Origin of the sequence: Qipengyuania sp. HL-TH1, from assembly GCF_036365825.1 — a bacterium.
In the GTDB taxonomy this organism is placed as follows: domain Bacteria; phylum Pseudomonadota; class Alphaproteobacteria; order Sphingomonadales; family Sphingomonadaceae; genus Qipengyuania; species Qipengyuania profunda.
This window is the reverse complement of record NZ_CP142675.1, coordinates 258,857-278,423: the sequence shown is the minus strand read 5'-3', so window position 1 is coordinate 278,423 and position 19,567 is coordinate 258,857. Positions and strand designations below refer to the sequence as shown.

Genomic DNA, 19,567 nt, shown 5'->3' with positions numbered 1-19,567 from the left:
GCTCCGTGAATTCAGCCGACACTCGGGGCGGCAGATCGCTACGCCAAGCCCTCGCAATGACCCGGGAAATGGGTTAGCGGCAGCGCCATGATCCAAAAGCTCCTTATCGCCAATCGCGGCGAGATTGCCTGCCGCATCATCCGCACCGCGCGCGCCATGGGCGTGGCCACGGTCGCGGTCTATTCGGACGCCGACGCCAGGGCGCTGCATGTGCGGCAAGCCGACGAGGCGGTGCATATCGGCCCCTCGCCTGCGGCGGAAAGCTATCTCGTCGGCGACAAGATCATCGCTGCGGCGAAGCAGACCGGCGCGGACGCGATCCACCCGGGCTACGGCTTCCTGTCCGAAAACGCCGGTTTTGCGCAGGCCGTGATTGATGCCGGCCTGATCTGGGTGGGTCCCAAGCCGTCGAGCATCGAGGCGATGGGGCTCAAGGATGCCGCCAAGACGCTGATGATGGAAGCGGGCGTCCCGGTCACGCCCGGCTATCTTGGCGCCGACCAGTCGGCCGAACGGCTGAAGAAGGAAGCCGACGCCATCGGCTATCCGGTGCTGATCAAGGCGGTCGCGGGCGGCGGCGGCAAGGGTATGCGCAAGGTCGACAAGGCCGACGACTTCGAAACGGACCTGCAAAGTTGCCGCCGCGAGGCCAAGGCCAGCTTTTCCAATGACGAAGTGCTGCTGGAAAAATGGATCACCTCGCCCCGCCATATCGAGGTGCAGGTGTTCGGCGACAGCCACGGCAATGTCGTCCACCTGTTCGAGCGCGATTGCAGCCTCCAGCGCCGCCACCAGAAGGTGATCGAAGAGGCCCCTGCGCCGGGCATGGACGAGGCGACGCGCCAAGAAATCTGCGCCGCCGCCGTGCGCGCCGCCAAGGCGGTCGATTACGAGGGCGCGGGCACGATCGAATTCATCGCCGACGCCAGCGAAGGCCTGCGCGCCGATCGCATCTTCTTCATGGAAATGAACACCCGCCTGCAGGTCGAACATCCGGTGACCGAGGAAATCACCGGGGTCGATCTGGTCGAGTGGCAGTTGCGTGTCGCCAGCGGTGAGCCGATCCCGCTGCAGCAGGATGAACTGCGCATCGACGGCCACGCCATCGAAGCGCGGCTCTATGCCGAGGACCCGGCCAGCGGCTTTCTCCCTTCGACCGGCCCGCTCGACCATTTCGACCTTGGCAGCACGGGGCGGATCGAAACGGGTGTTGCGGAAGGCGATATGATCTCCCCGCATTACGATCCGATGGTGGCCAAGCTGGTGGTGTGGGAAGAGACGCGCGACAGGGCGATCGAGACATTGGCCGACATTGCCGAGAGCGTCGAAGTGTGGCCGGTCAAGACCAACGCCGCCTTCCTTGCCAACGCGCTGCTCGAGGACGATTTCGGCGAGGCAGAACTCGACACCGGCTTTATCGAACGCAAGCTCGACCGGCTGGTCGGCGACGACGCACCCGATGATGCGATCTGGCAGGCCGCAGCCGATTTCACCTTGCTCGATGCGCTAGAAGAAACCGCTCCGGCGGCGATCGGCTTTCGCCTCAATGCCGCGCCGCGCGTTGCCACCACGCTGTGCTACAAGGGCGAAAGCCGGACGATTGCCGTGACCGGCGAGCGCGATGCCGCGCATGCGACCGGCTTCGTCGAAGATGCGCGCACCGTGGTCTTTGCCGATGGCCAAAGTTTCGAATTCGCGCTCGAAAGCCGCGGCAGCGGGGCCGCTGCAGCTGGCGACGGGGCGATCCTGGCGCCCATGCCGGGCAAGGTCATCGCGGTCGATGTGGCCGAGGGCGACACCGTCACCGCTGGCCAGCGCCTGATGGTGCTCGAAGCGATGAAGATGGAACACGCGCTCACCGCCCCGTTCGACGGGACCGTGACCGAGCTCGCCGCCACCGAAGGCGGACAGGTGCAGGTCGAGGCGGTGCTGTGCGTGGTGGAGCCTGCAGAGGAATAGTCTTCTTCCGTCACCCTGAACTTGTTTCAGGGTCCATTTCGCCGCATGCATCTTCGCACGAAGCCGAAGAATGGATGCTGAAACAAGTTCAGCATGACGGGAGTGGTTTTGAGCTGGGAAGCTGAACTCGAGGAACTGCGCCGGCGCGAGGCGCTGGCCGAGCAGATGGGCGGCGAGGAAAAGGTCGCCCGCCAGCATGGCCGGGGCAAGATGGATGCCCGCGCCCGGCTCACCGCGCTGTGCGACGACGGCACCTTCCGCGAAATCGGCAAGATCGCGGGCAAGGGCAGCTACGACGAGGACGGCAATCTCCAATCCGTCCTTCCTGCCCCCTTCCTGTTCGGCAAGGCCCGGATCAACGGCCGCCCGGTGGTTGCCACTGCGGACGATTTCACCATTCGCGGCGGCGCGGCGGATGCGGGGATCAGCCGCAAGATGGTGCAGGCCGAGAAGATGGCGCACGAGCTCAAGCTGCCGATCATCCGCATGATCGACGGCACCGGCGGCGGCGGCAGCGTGAAGACCCTCGAACAGATCGGCGCGACCTATATCCCCGCGGTGCCCGGCTGGGGCGATGTCGTAACCAATCTCGACACCGTGCCGGTGGTCGCGCTTGCGCTTGGCCCCACCGCGGGTCTGGGCGCCGCGCGCGTGGTGGCGAGCCATTATTCGGTCATGGTCAAGGGCCTCAGCCAGATCTTTGCCGCGGGCCCCGCGGTGGTCGACGGGCTCGGCGAAAGCTACAAGGGTTCGGCCGACCACCAGCAGGCCAAGGAAGACCTCGGCGGCAGCGGCATCCATACGCGCAACGGCGTGGTCGACGACGAGGTTGCCAGCGAGGCGGAGGCTTTCGCGCGCGCACGGCATTTCCTCGCCTTCATGCCCGAACATGTCGGCCAGCTTGCCCGGCGTTCCAACTGCACCGATCCGGTCCACCGGCGCGAAGAGGCGCTGCTGGACCTCGTCCCGCGCGATCCCAAGGCGGTCTATTCGATGCGGCGCTGCATGGAGATGGTGTTCGACCAGGGTACCGTGTTCGAAATCGGCCGCATGTGGGGCCGCGCCTGCATCACCGCGCTCGCCCGGCTCGACGGCTGGCCGGTGGCGGTGCTTGCCAGCGACCCGTCCTATCTCGGCGGCTCATGGGATGCGAAATCGAGCGAGAAGGTTGAGCGCTTCGTCAAGCTGGCCGACCAGTTCCGCCTGCCGATCGTCCATCTGGTGGACAATCCCGGCTTCATGATCGGGCGCGAAGCGGAGATGGCAGGGACGATTCGCTACGGGGTGCAGGCGATGAACGCGGTCTACAAGGCCAGCGTCCCGCTCGCCTCGGTTGTCCTGCGCCGCGCCTATGGCATCGCAGGCAGCGCCATGTCGAATGCCGAAACCTATCAGTACCGGTTCTGCTGGCCGTCGGGTGACTGGGGCAGCCTGCCGATCGCGGGTGGTCTGGAAGTGGCCTATAAGTCCGAGCTCGAAGCCGCCGCCGACCCGGAAGCCGAACTCGCCGCGATCCGCGCGCGGCTCGACCAGGTGACCTCGCCCTTCCGCAGCGCCGAACGCTTCAATGTCGAGGACATCATCGACCCGCGCGACACCCGTCCCTTGCTGTGTGAATATGCCGAGCTTGCGTGGCGCAGGCTGGCCAGCGAAGCCTAGGTTTCCTCGACATCCGGATCGGGCGGCCCGAACAGCGCACCGCGTTCTGAAAAGAGCACCAGCAGCAGGCTGACGGTGGCCGTTACCAGCAGCGCCAACGCCAGCGGACGCGCCGTGCCGTCATAGGCATAGCCGATACCCGCACCCAGCAACGCCCCGGTGGTCATGCGCAGGAAGCTCTGTGCACTCGACGCGGCGCCCGCAATGTGCGGGAACGGCTGCATCGCGATCGAGCCGAAATTGGCCCCGATAAAGCCGAGCAGGCTCATGTTCGCCGCCATAAGCGGAATGAAAGTCCACAGGCTTTCGTTCGGCTGATAGGCGAACCACAATTGCAGCCCGGCGACGAAGATGAACACGAACAGCGCGGTATGGCTGACGCGCCGTGCGCCAAGCCGTTCGACGATGCGGCTGTTCGACCAGTTCGCCAGCGCCATGCACCCCGCGCACAGCGCGAACAGCAGCGGGAACATGTCGCCCGCCCCGAAGGCCTCGCCGATCAACTGCTGCGAGGAATTGATGAAGCCGAACAGGCCGCCGAACACCAGCGCGCTCGCCAGCGTATATCCAACCGTCGACCGCAGCGTGACCGCACTGCGCATGTTGCGCGCGATGACGGCAAGATCGATGCGCTGCCTGTCGTCCTCGTGCAGCGTTTCGGGCAGGCGGACATAGACCCAGACGGACATCAGCGACCCGAAGACCGCCATCGTCACGAAGATCCAGCGCCAGTCGCCCAGCAGCAGCAGCACGCCCTGCCCGATGCTCGGCGCGACGGCGGGAACCAGCAGGAAGATGACAAAGATCAGGCTCATCATCCGCGCCATCTTGTCGCCGCCCACGCGGTCGCGGATGATGGCCGGCGGCAGCGCGATGATGCCTGCTGCAAAGAAACCCTGCAGCGCACGCAGCACGATCATGGAGGTGAAATCGGTGACCAGCGCGCAGCCGAGCGACAGCACGATGTAGAAGCCCAGCGCGGTAAACAGCACCGGCCGGCGACCGAAGCGGTCGGCGAAGGCCCCCGGGATCAGCGTCCCGATCCCGGCAGCGAGCAAATAGACACCGACGATGAACTGCCGATCGTTGCCCGGCGCACCCAGCGACAGGGCGAGATCGTCCAATGCCGGGAGGATCGCATCGATGCCGAAGGCATTACATGCCATCAGCAGCGCCATCATCGTGATCAGCTCGCGCTCGCCAATGTACTTGCCTTTGGCAGCGTCGGCTATCGGACGTTCGCCGCCGGCAAGAGGTTCGCTTCGCATCTGCACAAAATGTCAGGTGGCGGACAAGGTTCCGCTTTGCAACCCGCAGGGCTATCTATTCGCGCATGAGCGAAGGCCAGGGCAATCCCGATGACACCGATGGCGAGGCCGATGGCCTGCGCAAGATCATCCATGTCGATATGGATGCGTTTTTCGCGAGCGTCGAGCAGCGCGACAATCCCGAGCTGCGCGGAAAACCCGTTGCCGTGGGGGGATCGAGCGGGCGCGGCGTGGTTGCTGCCGCCAGTTACGAAGCGCGCCGGTTCGGCGTGCGCAGCGCGATGCCCAGCGTCACCGCCAAGCGGCTGTGCCCCGACCTGGTGTTCTGCAAGAGCCGCTTCGACGTCTATCGCGAGGTCAGCCAGCAGATTCGCGCGATCTTCCGCCACCACACCGACCTGGTCGAACCGCTCAGTCTCGACGAAGCCTATCTCGACGTGACCGAGGACAAGCTCGGCATCGGCAGCGCAACGCGCATCGCCGAGCTGATCCGGCAGGAAATCCGCGCCAAGACCCGGCTCACCGCAAGCGCGGGGGTGAGCTACAACAAATTCCTCGCCAAGATCGCCAGCGACCAGAACAAGCCCGACGGACTCTGCGTGATCCGGCCCGGCCAAGGCGCGGCCTTCGTCGCCGAACTGCCGATCCGCCGGTTCCACGGCGTGGGTCCGAAGGGCGCCGAGAAAATGGCCCGGCTGGGAATCGAGACCGGCGGCGATATCGCGGCCAAGGAGATCGAGTGGCTGCGCGCGCATTTCGGGAGCTTTGCCGACTATCTCTATCGCGCCGCGCGCGGGATCGACCTGCGTCCGGTCCGCTCGAGCCGGATCCGCAAGTCGGTCGGCGGCGAGCGGACCTTCAGCCGCGACCTGTCCGCGGGCGCCGAACTGCGCGAGACGATGGAAGACATCATCGATATCGTGTGGGGCTATATCGAGCGTGCCGAGGCGCGCGGCCGCACGGTGACGCTCAAGATGAAATACAGCGATTTCCAGATTTTCAGCCGTGCGAAAACGCTCGACCGGCCGATCGCCAGCAAGGCCGAGTTCGCTGCAGTCGGGCGCGCGCTGCTCGAAGAGGTACTGCCGCTGCCGATGCCGATCCGGCTGATGGGGCTGACGCTGTCGAAGCTCGAACGCGGCGGCAGCGACGAGGACAAACGTCCCGACGCGCAGCTATCGCTGCTCTAGGTCCCGCGCCGACCCCAGCAGGTCAGTTCTTGCGGTTCTGCCACAGCGCGAGCCGCGCGGTGGTGCGCGCGCTGAGCGGTTCGGGCAGCGAATGGATCGGGAAAAACCGCGCCTCCACCACTTCGCGCCCGTCCACCCGAGGCATCGCATCGACCACGCCGGCAAAGATATGCGCGCTGTGCGGGGCGCCCGAGAGTTCTTCCTCGATCACCCCGAGCGGTTTCAGCCCCTCGATGGTGCAGCTTATTTCCTCGCGAATTTCGCGGTGCGCGGCCTGTTCGGGAGTCTCGCGGCGCCCGATCCCGCCGCCTGGCAGGAACCAGCCCGCCGGACCGTAGCTGTGGCGGACGAGCAGGATCTGGCCGCCGAGGTCGCGCGCGATCACGCTCACCCCCGCGCCCGTTCTGCCGCTGGCCTTGCGCCAATGATGGCGCAGCCGATGGGCCAGACGGAGTGCCAACCGGTGCAGCGGCTTGGGTATCAGGTGAAGCATGTGACCGGCTGTTTAGCTGCGCCCAGCAGGCGTGCAACCGGGAAATCATGTTTGCCCACAAGGGCTTGTTCGAAAATGGCACGCTTCTCTTCGCCGCGGATGACGAACAGCAATGCATCGCTCGCGAGCAGTGCGGGCATGGTCAGGCTGATCCGGTCGAAGGGCGCCTCGGGCGGCAGCGGGTCGGGGGTCAGGCGGACGATCCGGCGCGGGTCGTCGACCCGGGGATCGGTATTGGGAAAGAGCGAGGCGATATGGCCATCGGTGCCCATGCCAAGCCAAGCGAGCGAGAAGCGCGGCACCGCTTCCATCTCGGTGAGCGTGACCACTTCGGCCCCGGCAGGTTCGAACAGATCGCGCAAGCGGCCGGTGTTCGACGCGGCATGGTCTTCGGGCACCACGCGGTCGTCGCCCGGCCAGACGACCAGCCGGGTCCAGTCGAGATCATGCGCCAGCAGCGCTTCGATGATCGGGAACGGGGTCGAACCGCCGGGCACGGTGATGGTCACTGGCCCCGTACTCGCGCTCAGCGCGTCGCCCAGCCGCGCCGCCAGCCAGTCGGCGATGGCGGCATCATTGCAGTTCTCGACGATGGTCACATTATCCATGCGCCCCTGATACACCAAGGCCGCCCTTCCCCAAGGGGAAAGGCGGCCGGTGTGCCTGTATGAGGCGGATCGCTTACTTGCTGGTCTGGTTGAGGAACCAGATGCGTTCCTCGCATTCGTCGATCCAGTCGTCGACCACCCCGCTGGTGGCGTTGTCGCCCGCTTCTTCGGCGGCTTCCTTCACCTCGAGCAGACGCCCGTGCAGCGTCTTGTTGTCGTCGCGCAGTTCCTTGACCATCGTGTCGGCCGAGAGCGTGACGTCGTCCTGATCCTTGATGCGGGTATTCTTCATCACGCTGCCGATCGAAGTGAGCGTATATTCGTCATTCTTGCGCACGCGCTCGCCAAGATCGTCGACCGTGCCGACCAGCTGGGCAGCCTGTTCGTCGAACAGGACGTGCAGGTCGCGAAAGCGCGGCCCCGCGACATGCCAGTGGAAATTCTTCGTTTTGAAATAGAGTGCTACCGTATCGGCCAGCGCGCCATTGAGCGCGCTTACCAGACCAGCTTTCGAGTTATCGCCGACGTCTGCCATTTGATTTGCCCCTTCATGATTGTGGAATTCACTACACTAACGCCGAACGTCGATTTGGGTTTCTCGATTATCGGTGGTGGCAGTGATCGATTTATCCGATAATGCCCCGCGCGCTCAGCCCCGTGATCGCGGCAAGGATGAACAAGATCAGCGCCAGAGCGATCCTGATCGCGCGCAGGGGCAGCTTGTCTTCCAGCGCCAATCCGAGCGACCAGCCCACCGCCACCGCGCCGCCGCCGCCCAGCGCCCCGCCCAGTCCCGCGAGCGGCCAATAGGCGAAGACCACCGCGAAAGCCGCGACGAGGAAGCGCGAGGCATCGGTCAATTGCCGCGCGAACAGCACGATCGCGAGCGCGCCGAGCGAGCGGGTCGGTTCCCTCGGCGTTTTCTCGCGATTGGGCCAGGCGCATTCGACCGCCGCGAGCAGCAGGGCGATGGCGACGAACATGGTCGCTGCATCCTCCGACATGGTCCGGGCCAGCCAGGCACCCGCCCATGCCGCAATGCCCGCGGTGACCGCCGAGCTTGCCAGCGCCACGACCAGCAATGGGGTGGACGCGCCCAGCACGCCCGCCAGCCGCGCGACAAGCAATTGGTCGCGCGCGCCCGTGGCGGTCAGGAAGCTCGCGACCATGGCAAACAGCAGCGATGTCATGGCGGTCTCGGCTCCCCTTCCTCTACCCGTCGGCTTGCGATAGCACGGGCGCAAGGGAAACATAGAGGGGAGAGCAAGAGTGAAATTGGAACAGGGCATGGCAGCCGTCGTCACCGGCGGGGCATCGGGCTTGGGCAAGGCGAGCGCGCAGGCGCTGGCCGATGCCGGGCTCAAGGTGACGATCTTCGACGTCAATGGCGAAGCCGGCGAAGCCCATGCCAAGGCCATCGGCGGCACCTTCGCGCATCTCGATATCACCGACGAGCAAGCGGTGGTTGACGGCTTCGCCACGGCGCGCAGCGCGCATGGCCAGGAACGCGTGACAGTCCATTGCGCGATGACCAGCCGCCGCGGCAAGACGCTCGGCTGGGACAAGGCAAGCGGCGGCTACAAGCGCCTGTCGACCGAGGATTACGCGTTCGGGGCCGAGGGCATCCTCGTCTCGTCCTACCGGGTCGCCAGCCTGTCGGCGCTGGGCATGGCCAATGCCGAACCGCTGAACGAGGATGGCGAACGCGGCTGCATCACGCTGACCGCCAGTGTCGCCGCGCAGGACGGGCAGATTGGCCAGGTCATCTACGGCAGTTGCAAGGCCGGGGTGAACGGGCTCGTCCTGCCGATGGCGCGCGATCTGATGGATCTGGGCATCCGCGTAAATTCGGTCATGCCCGGCATTTTCGCCACGCCGCTGATGCTCGGCATGAAGGACCGCAACCCGCAGATGTGGGACCAGCTCAACGCCAGCGTGCCCTTCCCCAAGCGGCTCGGGCATCCGGAGGAATTCGCTTCGCTGATCTGCGAGATTGCGCGCAACAGCTACATCAACGCGCACCAGTTCCGGCTCGACGGCGCGATCCGCATGCCGCCGCGATAGTCAGGGCCGCGCGGGGCCTAGATGCACCAGTCCTTCTGCTGGCCCTGCCGGGCCTTGCCGTCGAATTTCTCGCGGCCATGGATCATGTCGGCGGCCAGCCGGTGCACCGCCCGGCTGCCCGTGCTCTTGCACCAGAACGGGAATATCCCGTGTGTGATACACGCCAGCCCGGCGACGATCAGCCGTCCCCCGAAGCGCGATGCGCTGACGAGGTGCTCGCCATAGCTCTCGCCGATCGCATGGGGATGGTCGGTGAAGATCGACATCGGGATTGCTCCGCTGGCTAGATGAAATGCGCGAACGACAGCGCGAGGATGAAAGCGACGAGTGTCGATCCTACCACCGGCACGAACGAGCGCCAGCCATGCGCGAGGATTCCCGACAGATTGGCCTTGATCGCGGCAGAGGTTACCGCGAGCAGCAGGAAGAAGCTGGCCGCGCTGGCACCCCATTCGCCGGCCATGGGCGGGAGTGCAACGGTGCTGTTGAGCGTCACCAATGCGACAAACCCCGCGATGAACCAAGGGATACCCCGGCGTAGCGAAAGCGCGGGTCCGGTGCCCGCATCGCGCGTCCCGCCGCGCTGCAGCAGCAGCCCGACCACGATCAGCAGCGGCACCAGCATGGCCACCCGCGACAGCTTGACCACCGTCGCGACTGCCCCCGCCTCGTCCGAAAAGGCAAAGCCGCCCCCGATCGCCTGCGCGACATCGTGAATGGCCGCGCCGATTAGGAACCCCGCCTGCCGGTCGTCCAGACCCAGCGCCCCGGCGAGCGCGGGATAGGCCACCAATGCCAGCGCGCTTGCCAGCGTGGTGCCGAGCACCACGATCGCGAAGCCTTCCTGCCCCACGCGCTTGCTGCCGATGATGCTCCATAACGCCAGCGCCGCGGAGATCCCGCAAATCGCAGTCGCGCCGCCGGCCAGCAGGCCGAACTGCCAGTCGAGCCGGACCAGCCGCGCGGCAAGGATGCCCATGCCGATCACGCACGCCATGATCGCGAGCAGCGCCAGGAACGGTCCCGCCCCGAGGCTGGCGATTTCCGCAAAGGTCACACGCAGGCCAAGCAGGACGATGCCGACCCGCAGCAATGTCTGCGAAGCGAGGTCGAACCCCGGCAGGAGCCGCGCATCCTCGCCTGCGAAATTCAGCGCGAAGCCCAGCAACAGCCCGATCAGGATCGCGGGCGCGCCGTAATGCTCGCTCAGCCACAGCGCCGCGCAGGCGGCAATTGCGACCAGCAACAGCCCCGGCACCACCGCCAGCCACGAACGTTTCGCTCCGGGCGGCTCAAGCTGGAGCTCGCCGTAGAGATCGGCCATCCAGTAGCTGTCGGTCTTGTCGCGCATGGCCCCCATTCGCATGCATCGCCCCCGGCGGCGATACCGCCGGCGCCGCCGATCCCCCGCAAACGGACCTGGTGAGTGGAGCGGGTGAAGGGAATCGAACCCTCGTCGTCAGCTTGGGAAGCTGCTGCTCTACCATTGAGCTACACCCGCAAGGCATTGGCAATCGCGGAGAAATCGAGCTGGCAACCGCGGGGGTTGCCGGTCGGTTCGCTCATGCTGCGTGCCATGCGCGGGCCGCTTGCCACGATCCCCGGCATTTGGTCAATACGGGACTGAACGGCACCCGCGCCCCGCGGGGATGAGGAACCGCCCGCGCCGCTTCCCACGCGCGGTTAGGAACGCATACGCGCCCGGAGCGCTGTTTCGCCTGAAGGGAAGGCACATGGCAGCACGCGCATACTGGCAGGGGCAGATCAGGCTGGCGCTGGTTTCGATCCCGGTCGAAATCTACTCGGCGACCAAATCGGGGGCGAAGATCCGGTTCAACCAGATCCACGAACCCAGCGGCAAGCGCATCTCCTACGAGAAGGTCGTGCCCGGGATCGGTCCCGTCGACCGCGACGAGATCATCAAGGGCTACGAGGTTTCGAAGGGCAATTACGTCCTGCTCGACGAGGACGAGATCGACGCGGTCAGGATCGAGAGCAAGCGGACGCTGGAACTGGTGCAGTTCGTCGATGCCTGCGAAATCGACCCGCTCTATTTCGAAAAGCCCTATTACGTCGCGCCGCAGGACGAACTTGCCGAGGAAGCGTTCATCGTGCTGCGCGAGGCGCTGCGCAAGGCTAAGAAGGTCGCGCTGGGCCAGCTGTCGGTGCGCGGCAGCGAGAAACTGGTCGCGGTGAAGCCCTGCGGCAAGGGGCTGCTGCTCGAAACGCTGCGCTATGCCGATGAAGTGCGCGCAGGGCAGGCGTTTTTCGACGATATCGACGATGCCAAGCCGAAGAAGGAACTGCTCGAGCTGGCGAACACGCTGATCGAGCAGAAGAGCGCGCCCTTCGATGCGAGTGAATTCGAGGATCGCTATGGTCAGGCGCTGCGCAAGCTGATCGACAAGAAAGCGAAGTCGAAGAGCAAGACCGCGGTGATCGAGGATGTCGACGATCCCGATGCCGGTGGCGGCTCCAACGTCATCGACCTGATGGCGGCGCTCAAGAAGTCGGTCGGGGAGGAGAAGCCCGCCAAGACCTCGCGGCGCAAGAAGTCCGCCTAGGCCATGGCCGCGCGCAAGGACCCCCTCGCCGAATACAACGCCAAGCGGGACTTCTCGCTGACCCCCGAACCAGCGGGCGAGCCGCTCGCCAGCGAGACCGGCAACCGCTTCATCGTCCAGAAGCATGACGCAACCCGTCTGCACTGGGACTTGCGGCTCGAGGTCGATGGCGTGCTCAAGAGCTGGGCGGTGACCAAGGGGCCGTCCCCCGATCCCGATATCAAGCGGCTGGCGGTACGGACCGAAGACCACCCGATGTCCTATGCCGATTTCGAAGGCGTGATCCCCAAGGGCGAATATGGCGGCGGCACGGTGATGCTGTGGGACCGCGGGACGTGGCAGCCAATCGAGGGCAAGAGCGCGAGCGACCTCGAGGAAGGGCATTTGCACTTCTGTCTCGAAGGCGAGCGGATGAAGGGCGAATGGCTGCTGATCCGGCTGAAGCAAAAGCCCGGCGAGAAACGCGAGAATTGGCTGCTGCGCAAACTGCAGGACGACAATGCCGAAGCGGGCGACGGGCTGGTCCAGCGCGAATTGACCAGCGTGCTGACCGGGCGTTCGATGGCCGGGATCGCCAGCGACAAGCAGGGCGAATACCCGCTGGCAGGAAAGAAGGACGATGCCTTCCTTGCGCAGATGCAAAAGGCCTCCGCGCGCAATGCCGGCAAATCCAAGCCCAAACGCAGCAAGGCCGCCCCGCTGCCCGATTACCGCAAGCCGCAGCTGGCGACGCTGGTCGACGACGTGCCCGCCGGCAATCGCTGGATGCACGAGATCAAATTCGACGGCTATCGCACGCTGGTGGCGGTCAAGGGCGATACCGTCCGCGTGTTCACCCGCAACGGCAAGGACTGGACCGACAAGTTCGGCCCGCTGGTCGAGGCGATTGCCGCGCTCGACCTGCCCTCGTGCCTGATCGACGGCGAAGTCGTCGCTTACGACGGCAAGGGCAATCCCGACTTCTCCACCCTGCAACAGGTGCTCAAGCGCGGGCACGGATCGCAGGCCAAGGAGGACAAGCTCGCCTTCCATGCCTTCGACCTGCTCGAACTCGATGGCGAGGATCTGACCGGCCTGCCCAATATCGAACGCAAGGAACGGCTCGAAGCGCTGCTCGATTCCGCCGATCCGCCGATCCATGTTGCCGAACACGTGTTGGGCGCGGGCGAACATCTGTACCGCGCGATGTGCGATGCGGGGCAGGAAGGCATCATCTCCAAGACCGTCGACGGCAAATATGCCGGGCGCCGCAGCAAGGCCTGGGTGAAGGTCAAATGCACGCGGCGACAGGAATTCGTGATCATCGGGTGGAAGAAGTCGAGCGCGAAGGGGCGGCCGTTCGCTTCGCTGCTGGTCGCGCAGCACGAGGGCGACGACCTCGTCTACAAAGGCAATGTCGGCACCGGATTTTCCGCCGACGATCTCGACGAACTCGCGGGCAAGATGAAGCGGCTGGCGCGCAAGACCCCGCCGGCGGAAGTCGACCGGGCCTCGTCGCGCGGGGTCACCTGGGTCACGCCCAAGCTGGTCGCGGAAATCGCCTTTGCCGAGTTTACCGCCGACGGGAATGTCCGCCACGGCAGCTATCTGGGTCTGCGCGGCGACAAGGATGCGAGCAGCGTGCAGCCGGAAACGCCGGCCAAACCGGCCGAAACCAGCGACGCGGTCAGGATTTCCAGCCGCGATCGGGTGATCTTTCCCGACAGCGGCCAGACAAAGGGCGCGCTCGCCGACTATTACGAGGCCGTGGCGGCGATCATGCTGCCCTTCGCCGCGCGGCGCCCGATCAGCCTGGTGCGCTGCCCTTCGGGCCGGGCGAAGAAGTGTTTCTTCCAAAAGCACGATAGCGGCAGCTTTGGCGATGCGGTGCACCCCGTGCCGATCCGCGAGAAGGATGGCGGGCACGAGGATTACCTGTTCGTCGACGATGCGCGCGGGCTGCTGCAATGCGTGCAGATGGGGACGATCGAATTTCACGGCTGGTGCGCGCGTTCCGATGCGGTCGAACGGCCCGACCGGATGATCTTCGATCTCGACCCCGACGAGGGGCTGGGGTTCGACGAGGTCAAACAGGCGGCGCGCGACATCCGCGCCCAGCTGGCCGATCTCGGCCTGACCAGCTTTGCCATGCTGACGGGCGGCAAGGGCGTGCATGTGGTGGTGCCGCTGACGCCCGGCCATGACTGGGAGGCGCACAAGGATTTCTCGCGCCGGTTCGCCGAGGCGCTGAGCATGGCCGAGCCCGAGCGCTTCACCGCCACCATGAGCAAGGCGAAGCGCAAGGGGCGGATCTTCATCGACTGGCTGCGCAACCAGCGCGGGGCGACGGCAGTGGTGCCCTATTCGGCGCGGGCGCGCTCGGGTGCGCCGGTGGCCATTCCGCTGGCATGGAACGAGCTCAAGGCGATGGAGAACGCGCATCCCTATTCGATCGACGATGCCAAGACCCTGCTCGATCGCGCGCAATCGAAATCGCTCCACGGCTGGGGTTTCGCCGACCAGCGCCTGCCCGACCTGTAGGCCGCGCCTCGCCGACTCCATAAATTTGCGCAAATGCGGACACCTTTCGCGCGGAAAGGGTTAATCGGGTAAAGGAGGCGTCCTTGGCCGAGACAATATCCGTAAATGGAACCCAGCACCCGATCCCCGAAGACCCGCGGGTCTCTCTTCTCGATTTCCTGCGCCGCGATGTCGGCCTGACCGGTACCAAGAAGGGCTGCGATCATGGCCAGTGCGGGGCCTGCACGGTCATCGTCAACGGCATCCGCATCAACAGCTGCCTGACGCTCGCCGCGATGCACGATGGCGACAGCGTGACGACCATCGAGGGGCTCGGCACGCCCGACGCGCCCTCGCCCTTGCAGCGCGCATTCCTTGAGCATGACGGCTTCCAGTGCGGCTATTGCACGCCGGGGCAGATCTGTTCGGCCACCGCGATGATCGAGGAGCTGGCGAATGAATGGCCGAGCGATGCGAGCGGCGATCTCGGCGCCATCAAACTGAGCGACGAGGAAATCCGCGAGCGGATGAGCGGCAATCTGTGTCGCTGCGGCGCTTATGCCAACATCGTTGCCGCGATTCGCGAAGTCGCTGAGGAGGAGGTTACATGAGGCCCTTCCAATACAGCCGCGCGCGGACGCTGGCGGATGCGGCGCAAATGCTCGCCGAACCCGAAACCACTGCAATCGCCGGCGGGACCAATCTGCTCGACCTGATGAAGCTGCAGGTCGAGACCCCCGGGCAACTGGCGGACGTCAACCGGGTGGGCTTTGCGGAGATCGAGGACACCGATGCTGGCGGGCTGCGCATCGGCGCGCTGGCCACCAATACGGCGACCGCGGTGCACCCGCGGGTCCGCGCGGACTATCCCGTGCTGGCGCGGGCGATCTTGGCTGGGGCGACGCAGCAATTGCGCAACAAGGCCACCACCGGCGGCAATCTGTGCCAGCGCACGCGCTGCTTCTATTTCATGAATATCGACCAGCCGTGCAACAAGCGCGAACCCGGTAGCGGCTGCGGCGCGATCGACGGGATTGCCAAGCTGCATGCGATCCTCGGCACCAGCGAAGAGTGTATCGCCACCTATCCCGGGGACATGGCGGTGGCGCTGAGCGCGCTCGATGCGACGGTCCATATTGCCACCGGCAATGCCGAACGGACTGTCCCGGTACGTGATTTCCATTGCCTGCCGGGCGATACGCCGTGGATCGAGAATGTCCTCGAACCGGGCGAAGTGATCACGGCGGTTACGCTGCCGCGCCCGGTGGGCGGAACGCAGCTTTACCGCAAGGTGCGCGAACGCTCGTCCTATGCCTTCGCCTTGGTCTCGATCGCGGCGGTGGTCGAAATGGAAGGCGGCAAGATTGCGCGCGCCGATCTCGCCTTTGGCGGCCTTGCCCACAAGCCGTGGCATGATCCGCGGATTGCCGAGACGCTGGTCGGGCAGGTCCCGTCTGCCGAACTGTTCGATGCCGCGGCCGACATGCTGCTCGAAGGCGCGCGCGGATATGGCGAGAACGACTTCAAGATCCCCCTGGCGCGGCGCACCCTGCATGCGGTGTTGTCGCAAGCGACGGAGGACGCCGCATGAGCGCGCATCTCAAGCAGGACGAGCCCGATACCGCCAACCGGCTGGATTCGATGAAACAGGGCGTGATCGGAAAACCGCTTAGCCGTGTCGAAGGGCTGGCCAAGGTCACCGGCACGGCGCCCTATGCTGCCGAATACCCGGTGGACGGTTGCGCCGAAGGCGTGCTGGTCACGGCCACCATCACCCGCGGCGAGATCGTCCGCATCGACAAGGACAGCGTGCTGGACCGGCCCGGTGTCATCGCGGTGATCGACGATGAACGGCTGACCACGCGCGCCGCCCAGGGCACCGCGAACGAGGCGCCGCAGCAATCGCCGCAAACCGTCTGCTATTGGGGCCAGCCCATTGCGCTGGTGGTGGCGGAAACGTTCGAACAGGCGCGCGACGCGGCGAAGCATCTGGTCGTCGAATATCGCGAAGAGCCGGGCGCGCCGCTGTTCCCTGCCGAGGTCGAGGCGGAGGAACAGGAAGACGAGACCGTCCGGCAAGGCGATCTGGCGCAGGCCATGTCTACCGCCGCGCATAGCGTCGACGTCACCTACACCACCAAGGGGCATGCTTCTGCCGCGATGGAACCGCATGCCGCCATTGCCGAGTGGGATGGCGAGAAGCTGACCGTCCACGCATCGCTGCAGATGCTGAACTACAATATCACCGAGCTGGCGGATTCGCTGGGCCTCGAGGAAGACAAGGTCAGGCTGGTCTCGCGCTTCGTCGGGGGCGGGTTCGGCTCGAAGCTGGGGATCAGCGAGGAAACCGTCGCCGCATCGCTTGCGGCCATGGAACTCGAGCGCCCGGTGCGCGTCGTCATGTCGCGCCAGCAGGTATTCCAATGCATCATGCGCCGGTCCGAAACGACCCAGCGCCTGCGGCTGGCGGCAGATGCGGATGGCCGGTTGACCGGGTTCGGCCATGAAGCGCTGGTGTCGAACCTGCCGGGCGAAACCTTCGCCGAACCTGTGCTGCAATCCTCCCACTTCCTCTACGGCGCCGACAATCGCGAGCTGATGCTCAACGTCGCGCGAATTCACCTTATGACCGCCGGCTCGGTCCGCGCCCCAGGCGAAGCGGTGGGCATGCCCGCGCTCGAAGGCGCGATGGATGTCCTCGCCGAGGAGGTGGGTATCGATCCGGTCGAACTGCGGCTGCGCAATATCCCCGAAGACGATCCTGAAGAGGGCTTGCCGTTCTCGTCGCACAAGCTGGCCGAATGCCTCAGGCAGGGCGCCGAGGCCTTTGGCTGGGACGCGGGGCCGCGCAAGCCGCGGATGACGCGCGAGGGCGAATGGTGGGTCGGGACCGGGATGGCGAGCGCCGCCCGCGTTCACAATGTCGGCGAAGCCAAGGCGCGCGTGACGCTCAAGCCCGATGGCACCGCACTGGTCGAAACCGACATGACCGATATCGGCACGGGGACCTATACGATCCTCGCGCAGATCGCAGGCGAGATGCTCGGCCTCGATACCGCCGACGTGCTGGTCGACCTTGGCGACACACGCCACCCGCGCGGTCCGGGTTCGGGCGGCAGCTGGGGTGCGTCTTCAAGCGGTTCGGCGGTCTATGTGGCGTGCAAGGCGCTGCGCGAGGAACTGGCGTCGCGTGTCGGCGTGGCCGAGACCGAGCTCGATCTCGCCAATGGCCAGGTCGTCGGCGGCCAGACGCTGGTACAATTGCTGGGTGGTGAGGACCTCGCGCAGGAAGGCCATTACGAACCCGGCGCTATCGAAGACGACTTTACCGCGGCGGGATTTGGCGCCTTCTTCGCGCAGGTGCGGGTCAACCACTATACCGGCGAGACCCGCGTCGATCGCATGCTTGGCGCATTCGGCTTCGGCCGCGTGCTCAACCGCAAGACCGCGCGTTCGCAATGCCTTGGCGGGATCACCTGGAGCATCGGCGCGGCGCTGACCGAAGCGCTCGAATTCGATCCGCGCGATGGCCATCTGGTGAATTGCGATCTGGCCGAATACCACGTCCCGGTCCACCGCGACGTGCCCGATCTCGAGGTCATCATGGTCGAGGAACGCGATCCCGCGGCCAGCCCGATCCAGGCCAAGGGCATTGGTGAGCTGGGCATGTGCGGCGGCGCCGCGGCGATTGCCAATGCGATCTACCACGCCAGCGGCGCACGGCTGTTCGACTATCCGATGACCCCCGACCGCGTGCTGGCGTGCATGCCCGATTGATGCTGGCCGACCCGGCTCTCCATCTTTCCGCCGACGAGGATCACGCCGCGCTGGTCGCAGCCTGCGAACCCGGCGTCGGGCTGTGTACGATTGTCGGGATCGAAGGCAGTTTTTCGCGGCGGCTGGGCGCGCAACTCGCGGTGCTTCCCGATGGGACGACCGTAGGCAGCCTGTCCGATGGCTGTCTCGAAGCGCAACTCGCAACCGATCTGCGCGCGCAGGCGGGCCCGCGCGTCATCCGCTATGGAAGCGGTTCGGCGATGGTGGATTTTCGCCTGCCCTGCGGCGGCGGGCTGGATATCCTGCTCGATCCTGCACCCGACCGGCTCGCATGTCGCGAGATCGTGCGAATGCTCGACAGCCGCCGCCCGGCCATACTCCCGCTGCCATCCCCTTCCCCGCTGGCTGAGCGTCGCTATCACCCGCGCCTGAAAATCGCGGTTATCGGCGAGGGGCCCGAACTCGACGCCTTTGCTCGGCTCGGGGACGCGATGGGACTGCATGTCGAGGTGCATCGCAAAGACGACCTTACGCTCGGCTCCCCCGCCCCGCATATCACGCTCGACCGCTGGACCGCCGCGCTGCTACTATTCCACGATCATGAGTGGGAAGCCGCGCTGCTCGAACAATTGACCTCGGGCCAGGCATTCTACATCGGCGCGCAGGGGGGCGAGAATGCGCGGATCGAACGCGCGCTGACGCTCGCCGCGCGCGGCGTGGACGAGCAGGCCATTGCTTCCATCTGCAGCCCGATCGGCCTGATCCCCTCATGCAAGTCACCCACCACGCTGGCGCTGTCCGCGCTGGCGGAGATCGTTGCCGAATACGAGCAATTGCGTGCCGCCGATTGACCCCGAGGTGGGCTTCATCCTGCTTGCCGCGGGCCAGGGAAAGCGGTTCGGCCGCGACAAGCTCACCGAGGACTTCCGCGGCCAGCCATTATGGTCATGGGCCGCGCTGGCGGCAGAAGAAGCTGGGTTTGCGCAGCGCTACATCGTGAGCGGCCCGCATTCAGGCATCCCGGCGCGGAGCGGCTGGCATCCGGTCACAAACGACCGCGCCGCCGACGGCATGGGGACGTCGATTGCGGCAGGCGTACGGGCCGCGCAAGGCTGTTCGCGCGTGGTCATTGCACTGGCCGATATGCCGCTGGTCGAGCCTGACCATCTCCGCCGGCTGGCCAAAGCCAATGGCCCGGTATTTACGCGCTATGCCGACGGGGTCGAAGGATCGCCCGCGGGCTTTCCGCGCAGCACCTTCGACCGCCTCTGCGCCTTGCAAGGCGAAGCGGGCGCACGGAGTCTCGGTTTGCCGGACGCAACCGCGATCGCCCCGGCCAGCGCCGCGGCGCTGGCGGACATCGATACGCCCGAAGACCTGCTCACGCTCTCGTCGCGGCACACTGCCGGGCGCCGCTAACCCCTTCGGCCATCCCGTGTTCCCAGCTTACGCAATGATGGTTGGGAGGCAGCGATGCCGCCTCGCC

The 19,567-nt window shown here is 65.8% G+C and carries 18 protein-coding genes and 1 tRNA gene; 11 read left to right on the top strand and 8 right to left on the bottom strand.

Annotation, left to right across the window (positions count from 1 at the left end; all coding sequences use genetic code 11):
* Positions 1 to 87: 87 nt before the first annotated feature.
* Together VWN43_RS01915 and VWN43_RS01910 are read left to right on the top strand one after the other, a co-directional pair.
* Positions 88 to 1,959, top strand: coding sequence for an acetyl/propionyl/methylcrotonyl-CoA carboxylase subunit alpha (locus tag VWN43_RS01915; RefSeq protein ID WP_320180869.1), 1,872 nt, complete (start codon positions 88 to 90; stop codon positions 1,957 to 1,959).
* A gap of 108 nt (positions 1,960 to 2,067) precedes the next feature.
* Complete coding sequence (locus tag VWN43_RS01910; RefSeq protein WP_320180870.1) at positions 2,068 to 3,618, top strand: acyl-CoA carboxylase subunit beta; 1,551 nt, start codon at positions 2,068 to 2,070, stop codon at positions 3,616 to 3,618.
* Here VWN43_RS01910 and VWN43_RS01905 read toward each other — a convergent pair.
* Complete coding sequence (locus VWN43_RS01905) at positions 3,615 to 4,886, bottom strand: multidrug effflux MFS transporter (RefSeq protein ID WP_320180871.1); 1,272 nt, start codon at positions 4,884 to 4,886, stop codon at positions 3,615 to 3,617. The genes VWN43_RS01910 and VWN43_RS01905 overlap by 4 nt on opposite strands.
* 65 nt (positions 4,887 to 4,951) lie before the next feature.
* Between VWN43_RS01905 and dinB the strand changes: the two genes are divergently transcribed.
* Positions 4,952 to 6,076, top strand: a complete 1,125-nt coding sequence (gene dinB, locus VWN43_RS01900; protein ID WP_320180872.1) for a DNA polymerase IV — start codon at positions 4,952 to 4,954, stop codon at positions 6,074 to 6,076.
* 22 nt (positions 6,077 to 6,098) lie between these two features.
* Here the strand turns inward: dinB and VWN43_RS01895 are convergent, their stop codons facing one another.
* The 4 genes from VWN43_RS01895 to VWN43_RS01880 form a co-directional block, all read right to left on the bottom strand.
* Positions 6,099 to 6,569 (bottom strand): NUDIX domain-containing protein, encoded by a 471-nt coding sequence (locus VWN43_RS01895; protein WP_320180873.1) that lies wholly within the window; start codon positions 6,567 to 6,569, stop codon positions 6,099 to 6,101.
* Positions 6,557 to 7,177, bottom strand: a complete 621-nt coding sequence (locus VWN43_RS01890) for a 6-phosphogluconolactonase (RefSeq protein ID WP_320180874.1) — start codon at positions 7,175 to 7,177, stop codon at positions 6,557 to 6,559. The genes VWN43_RS01895 and VWN43_RS01890 overlap by 13 nt, the downstream gene beginning before the upstream one ends.
* 73 nt (positions 7,178 to 7,250) lie before the next feature.
* Positions 7,251 to 7,712 (bottom strand): Dps family protein, encoded by a 462-nt coding sequence (locus tag VWN43_RS01885; protein WP_253519336.1) that lies wholly within the window; start codon positions 7,710 to 7,712, stop codon positions 7,251 to 7,253.
* A gap of 91 nt (positions 7,713 to 7,803) precedes the next feature.
* Positions 7,804 to 8,367, bottom strand: coding sequence for a hypothetical protein (locus tag VWN43_RS01880; protein ID WP_320180875.1), 564 nt, complete (start codon positions 8,365 to 8,367; stop codon positions 7,804 to 7,806).
* A 79-nt stretch (positions 8,368 to 8,446) separates the two neighbouring features.
* Here VWN43_RS01880 and VWN43_RS01875 point away from each other — a divergent pair, with 79 nt between their 5' ends.
* Complete coding sequence (locus tag VWN43_RS01875; RefSeq protein WP_320180876.1) at positions 8,447 to 9,241, top strand: SDR family oxidoreductase; 795 nt, start codon at positions 8,447 to 8,449, stop codon at positions 9,239 to 9,241.
* A gap of 17 nt (positions 9,242 to 9,258) precedes the next feature.
* Here VWN43_RS01875 and VWN43_RS01870 read toward each other — a convergent pair whose 3' ends face one another.
* The 3 genes from VWN43_RS01870 to VWN43_RS01860 form a co-directional block, all read right to left on the bottom strand.
* Positions 9,259 to 9,507, bottom strand: a complete 249-nt coding sequence (locus VWN43_RS01870; protein ID WP_320180877.1) for a DUF6356 family protein — start codon at positions 9,505 to 9,507, stop codon at positions 9,259 to 9,261.
* A 17-nt stretch (positions 9,508 to 9,524) separates the two neighbouring features.
* The gene (locus tag VWN43_RS01865) at positions 9,525 to 10,592 is read right to left on the bottom strand and encodes a YeiH family protein (RefSeq protein WP_320180878.1); all 1,068 of its coding nucleotides are present in this window, start codon (positions 10,590 to 10,592) and stop codon (positions 9,525 to 9,527) included.
* 76 nt (positions 10,593 to 10,668) lie between these two features.
* A tRNA-Gly gene (locus VWN43_RS01860) sits at positions 10,669 to 10,742 on the bottom strand.
* A 232-nt stretch (positions 10,743 to 10,974) separates the two neighbouring features.
* On the opposite strand from VWN43_RS01860, the gene ku reads away from it, so the two are divergent.
* From ku to VWN43_RS01825, 7 genes are all read left to right on the top strand, one after another.
* Positions 10,975 to 11,805, top strand: a complete 831-nt coding sequence (gene ku, locus VWN43_RS01855; protein WP_320180879.1) for a non-homologous end joining protein Ku — start codon at positions 10,975 to 10,977, stop codon at positions 11,803 to 11,805.
* 3 nt (positions 11,806 to 11,808) lie between these two features.
* Positions 11,809 to 14,325, top strand: coding sequence for a DNA ligase D (gene ligD, locus VWN43_RS01850; protein WP_320180880.1), 2,517 nt, complete (start codon positions 11,809 to 11,811; stop codon positions 14,323 to 14,325).
* Positions 14,326 to 14,408: 83 nt separating this feature from the next.
* On the top strand, positions 14,409 to 14,915 hold the full coding sequence (locus VWN43_RS01845; protein ID WP_320180881.1) for a 2Fe-2S iron-sulfur cluster-binding protein: 507 nt from the start codon (positions 14,409 to 14,411) through the stop codon (positions 14,913 to 14,915).
* Positions 14,912 to 15,895, top strand: coding sequence for an FAD binding domain-containing protein (locus VWN43_RS01840; protein ID WP_320180882.1), 984 nt, complete (start codon positions 14,912 to 14,914; stop codon positions 15,893 to 15,895). The genes VWN43_RS01845 and VWN43_RS01840 overlap by 4 nt, the downstream gene beginning before the upstream one ends.
* The gene (locus tag VWN43_RS01835; protein WP_320180883.1) at positions 15,892 to 18,081 is read left to right on the top strand and encodes a xanthine dehydrogenase family protein molybdopterin-binding subunit; all 2,190 of its coding nucleotides are present in this window, start codon (positions 15,892 to 15,894) and stop codon (positions 18,079 to 18,081) included. The genes VWN43_RS01840 and VWN43_RS01835 overlap by 4 nt, the downstream gene beginning before the upstream one ends.
* Entirely contained in the window at positions 18,081 to 18,932 is an 852-nt protein-coding gene (locus tag VWN43_RS01830; protein ID WP_320180884.1) for an XdhC family protein, read from the top strand. The genes VWN43_RS01835 and VWN43_RS01830 overlap by 1 nt, the downstream gene beginning before the upstream one ends.
* A complete protein-coding gene (locus VWN43_RS01825; protein ID WP_320180885.1) occupies positions 18,919 to 19,500 on the top strand; it encodes a nucleotidyltransferase family protein in 582 nt (193 codons plus the stop codon). Before VWN43_RS01830 ends, VWN43_RS01825 begins: the two co-directional genes overlap by 14 nt.
* The last annotated feature ends 67 nt before the right edge of the window (positions 19,501 to 19,567 follow it).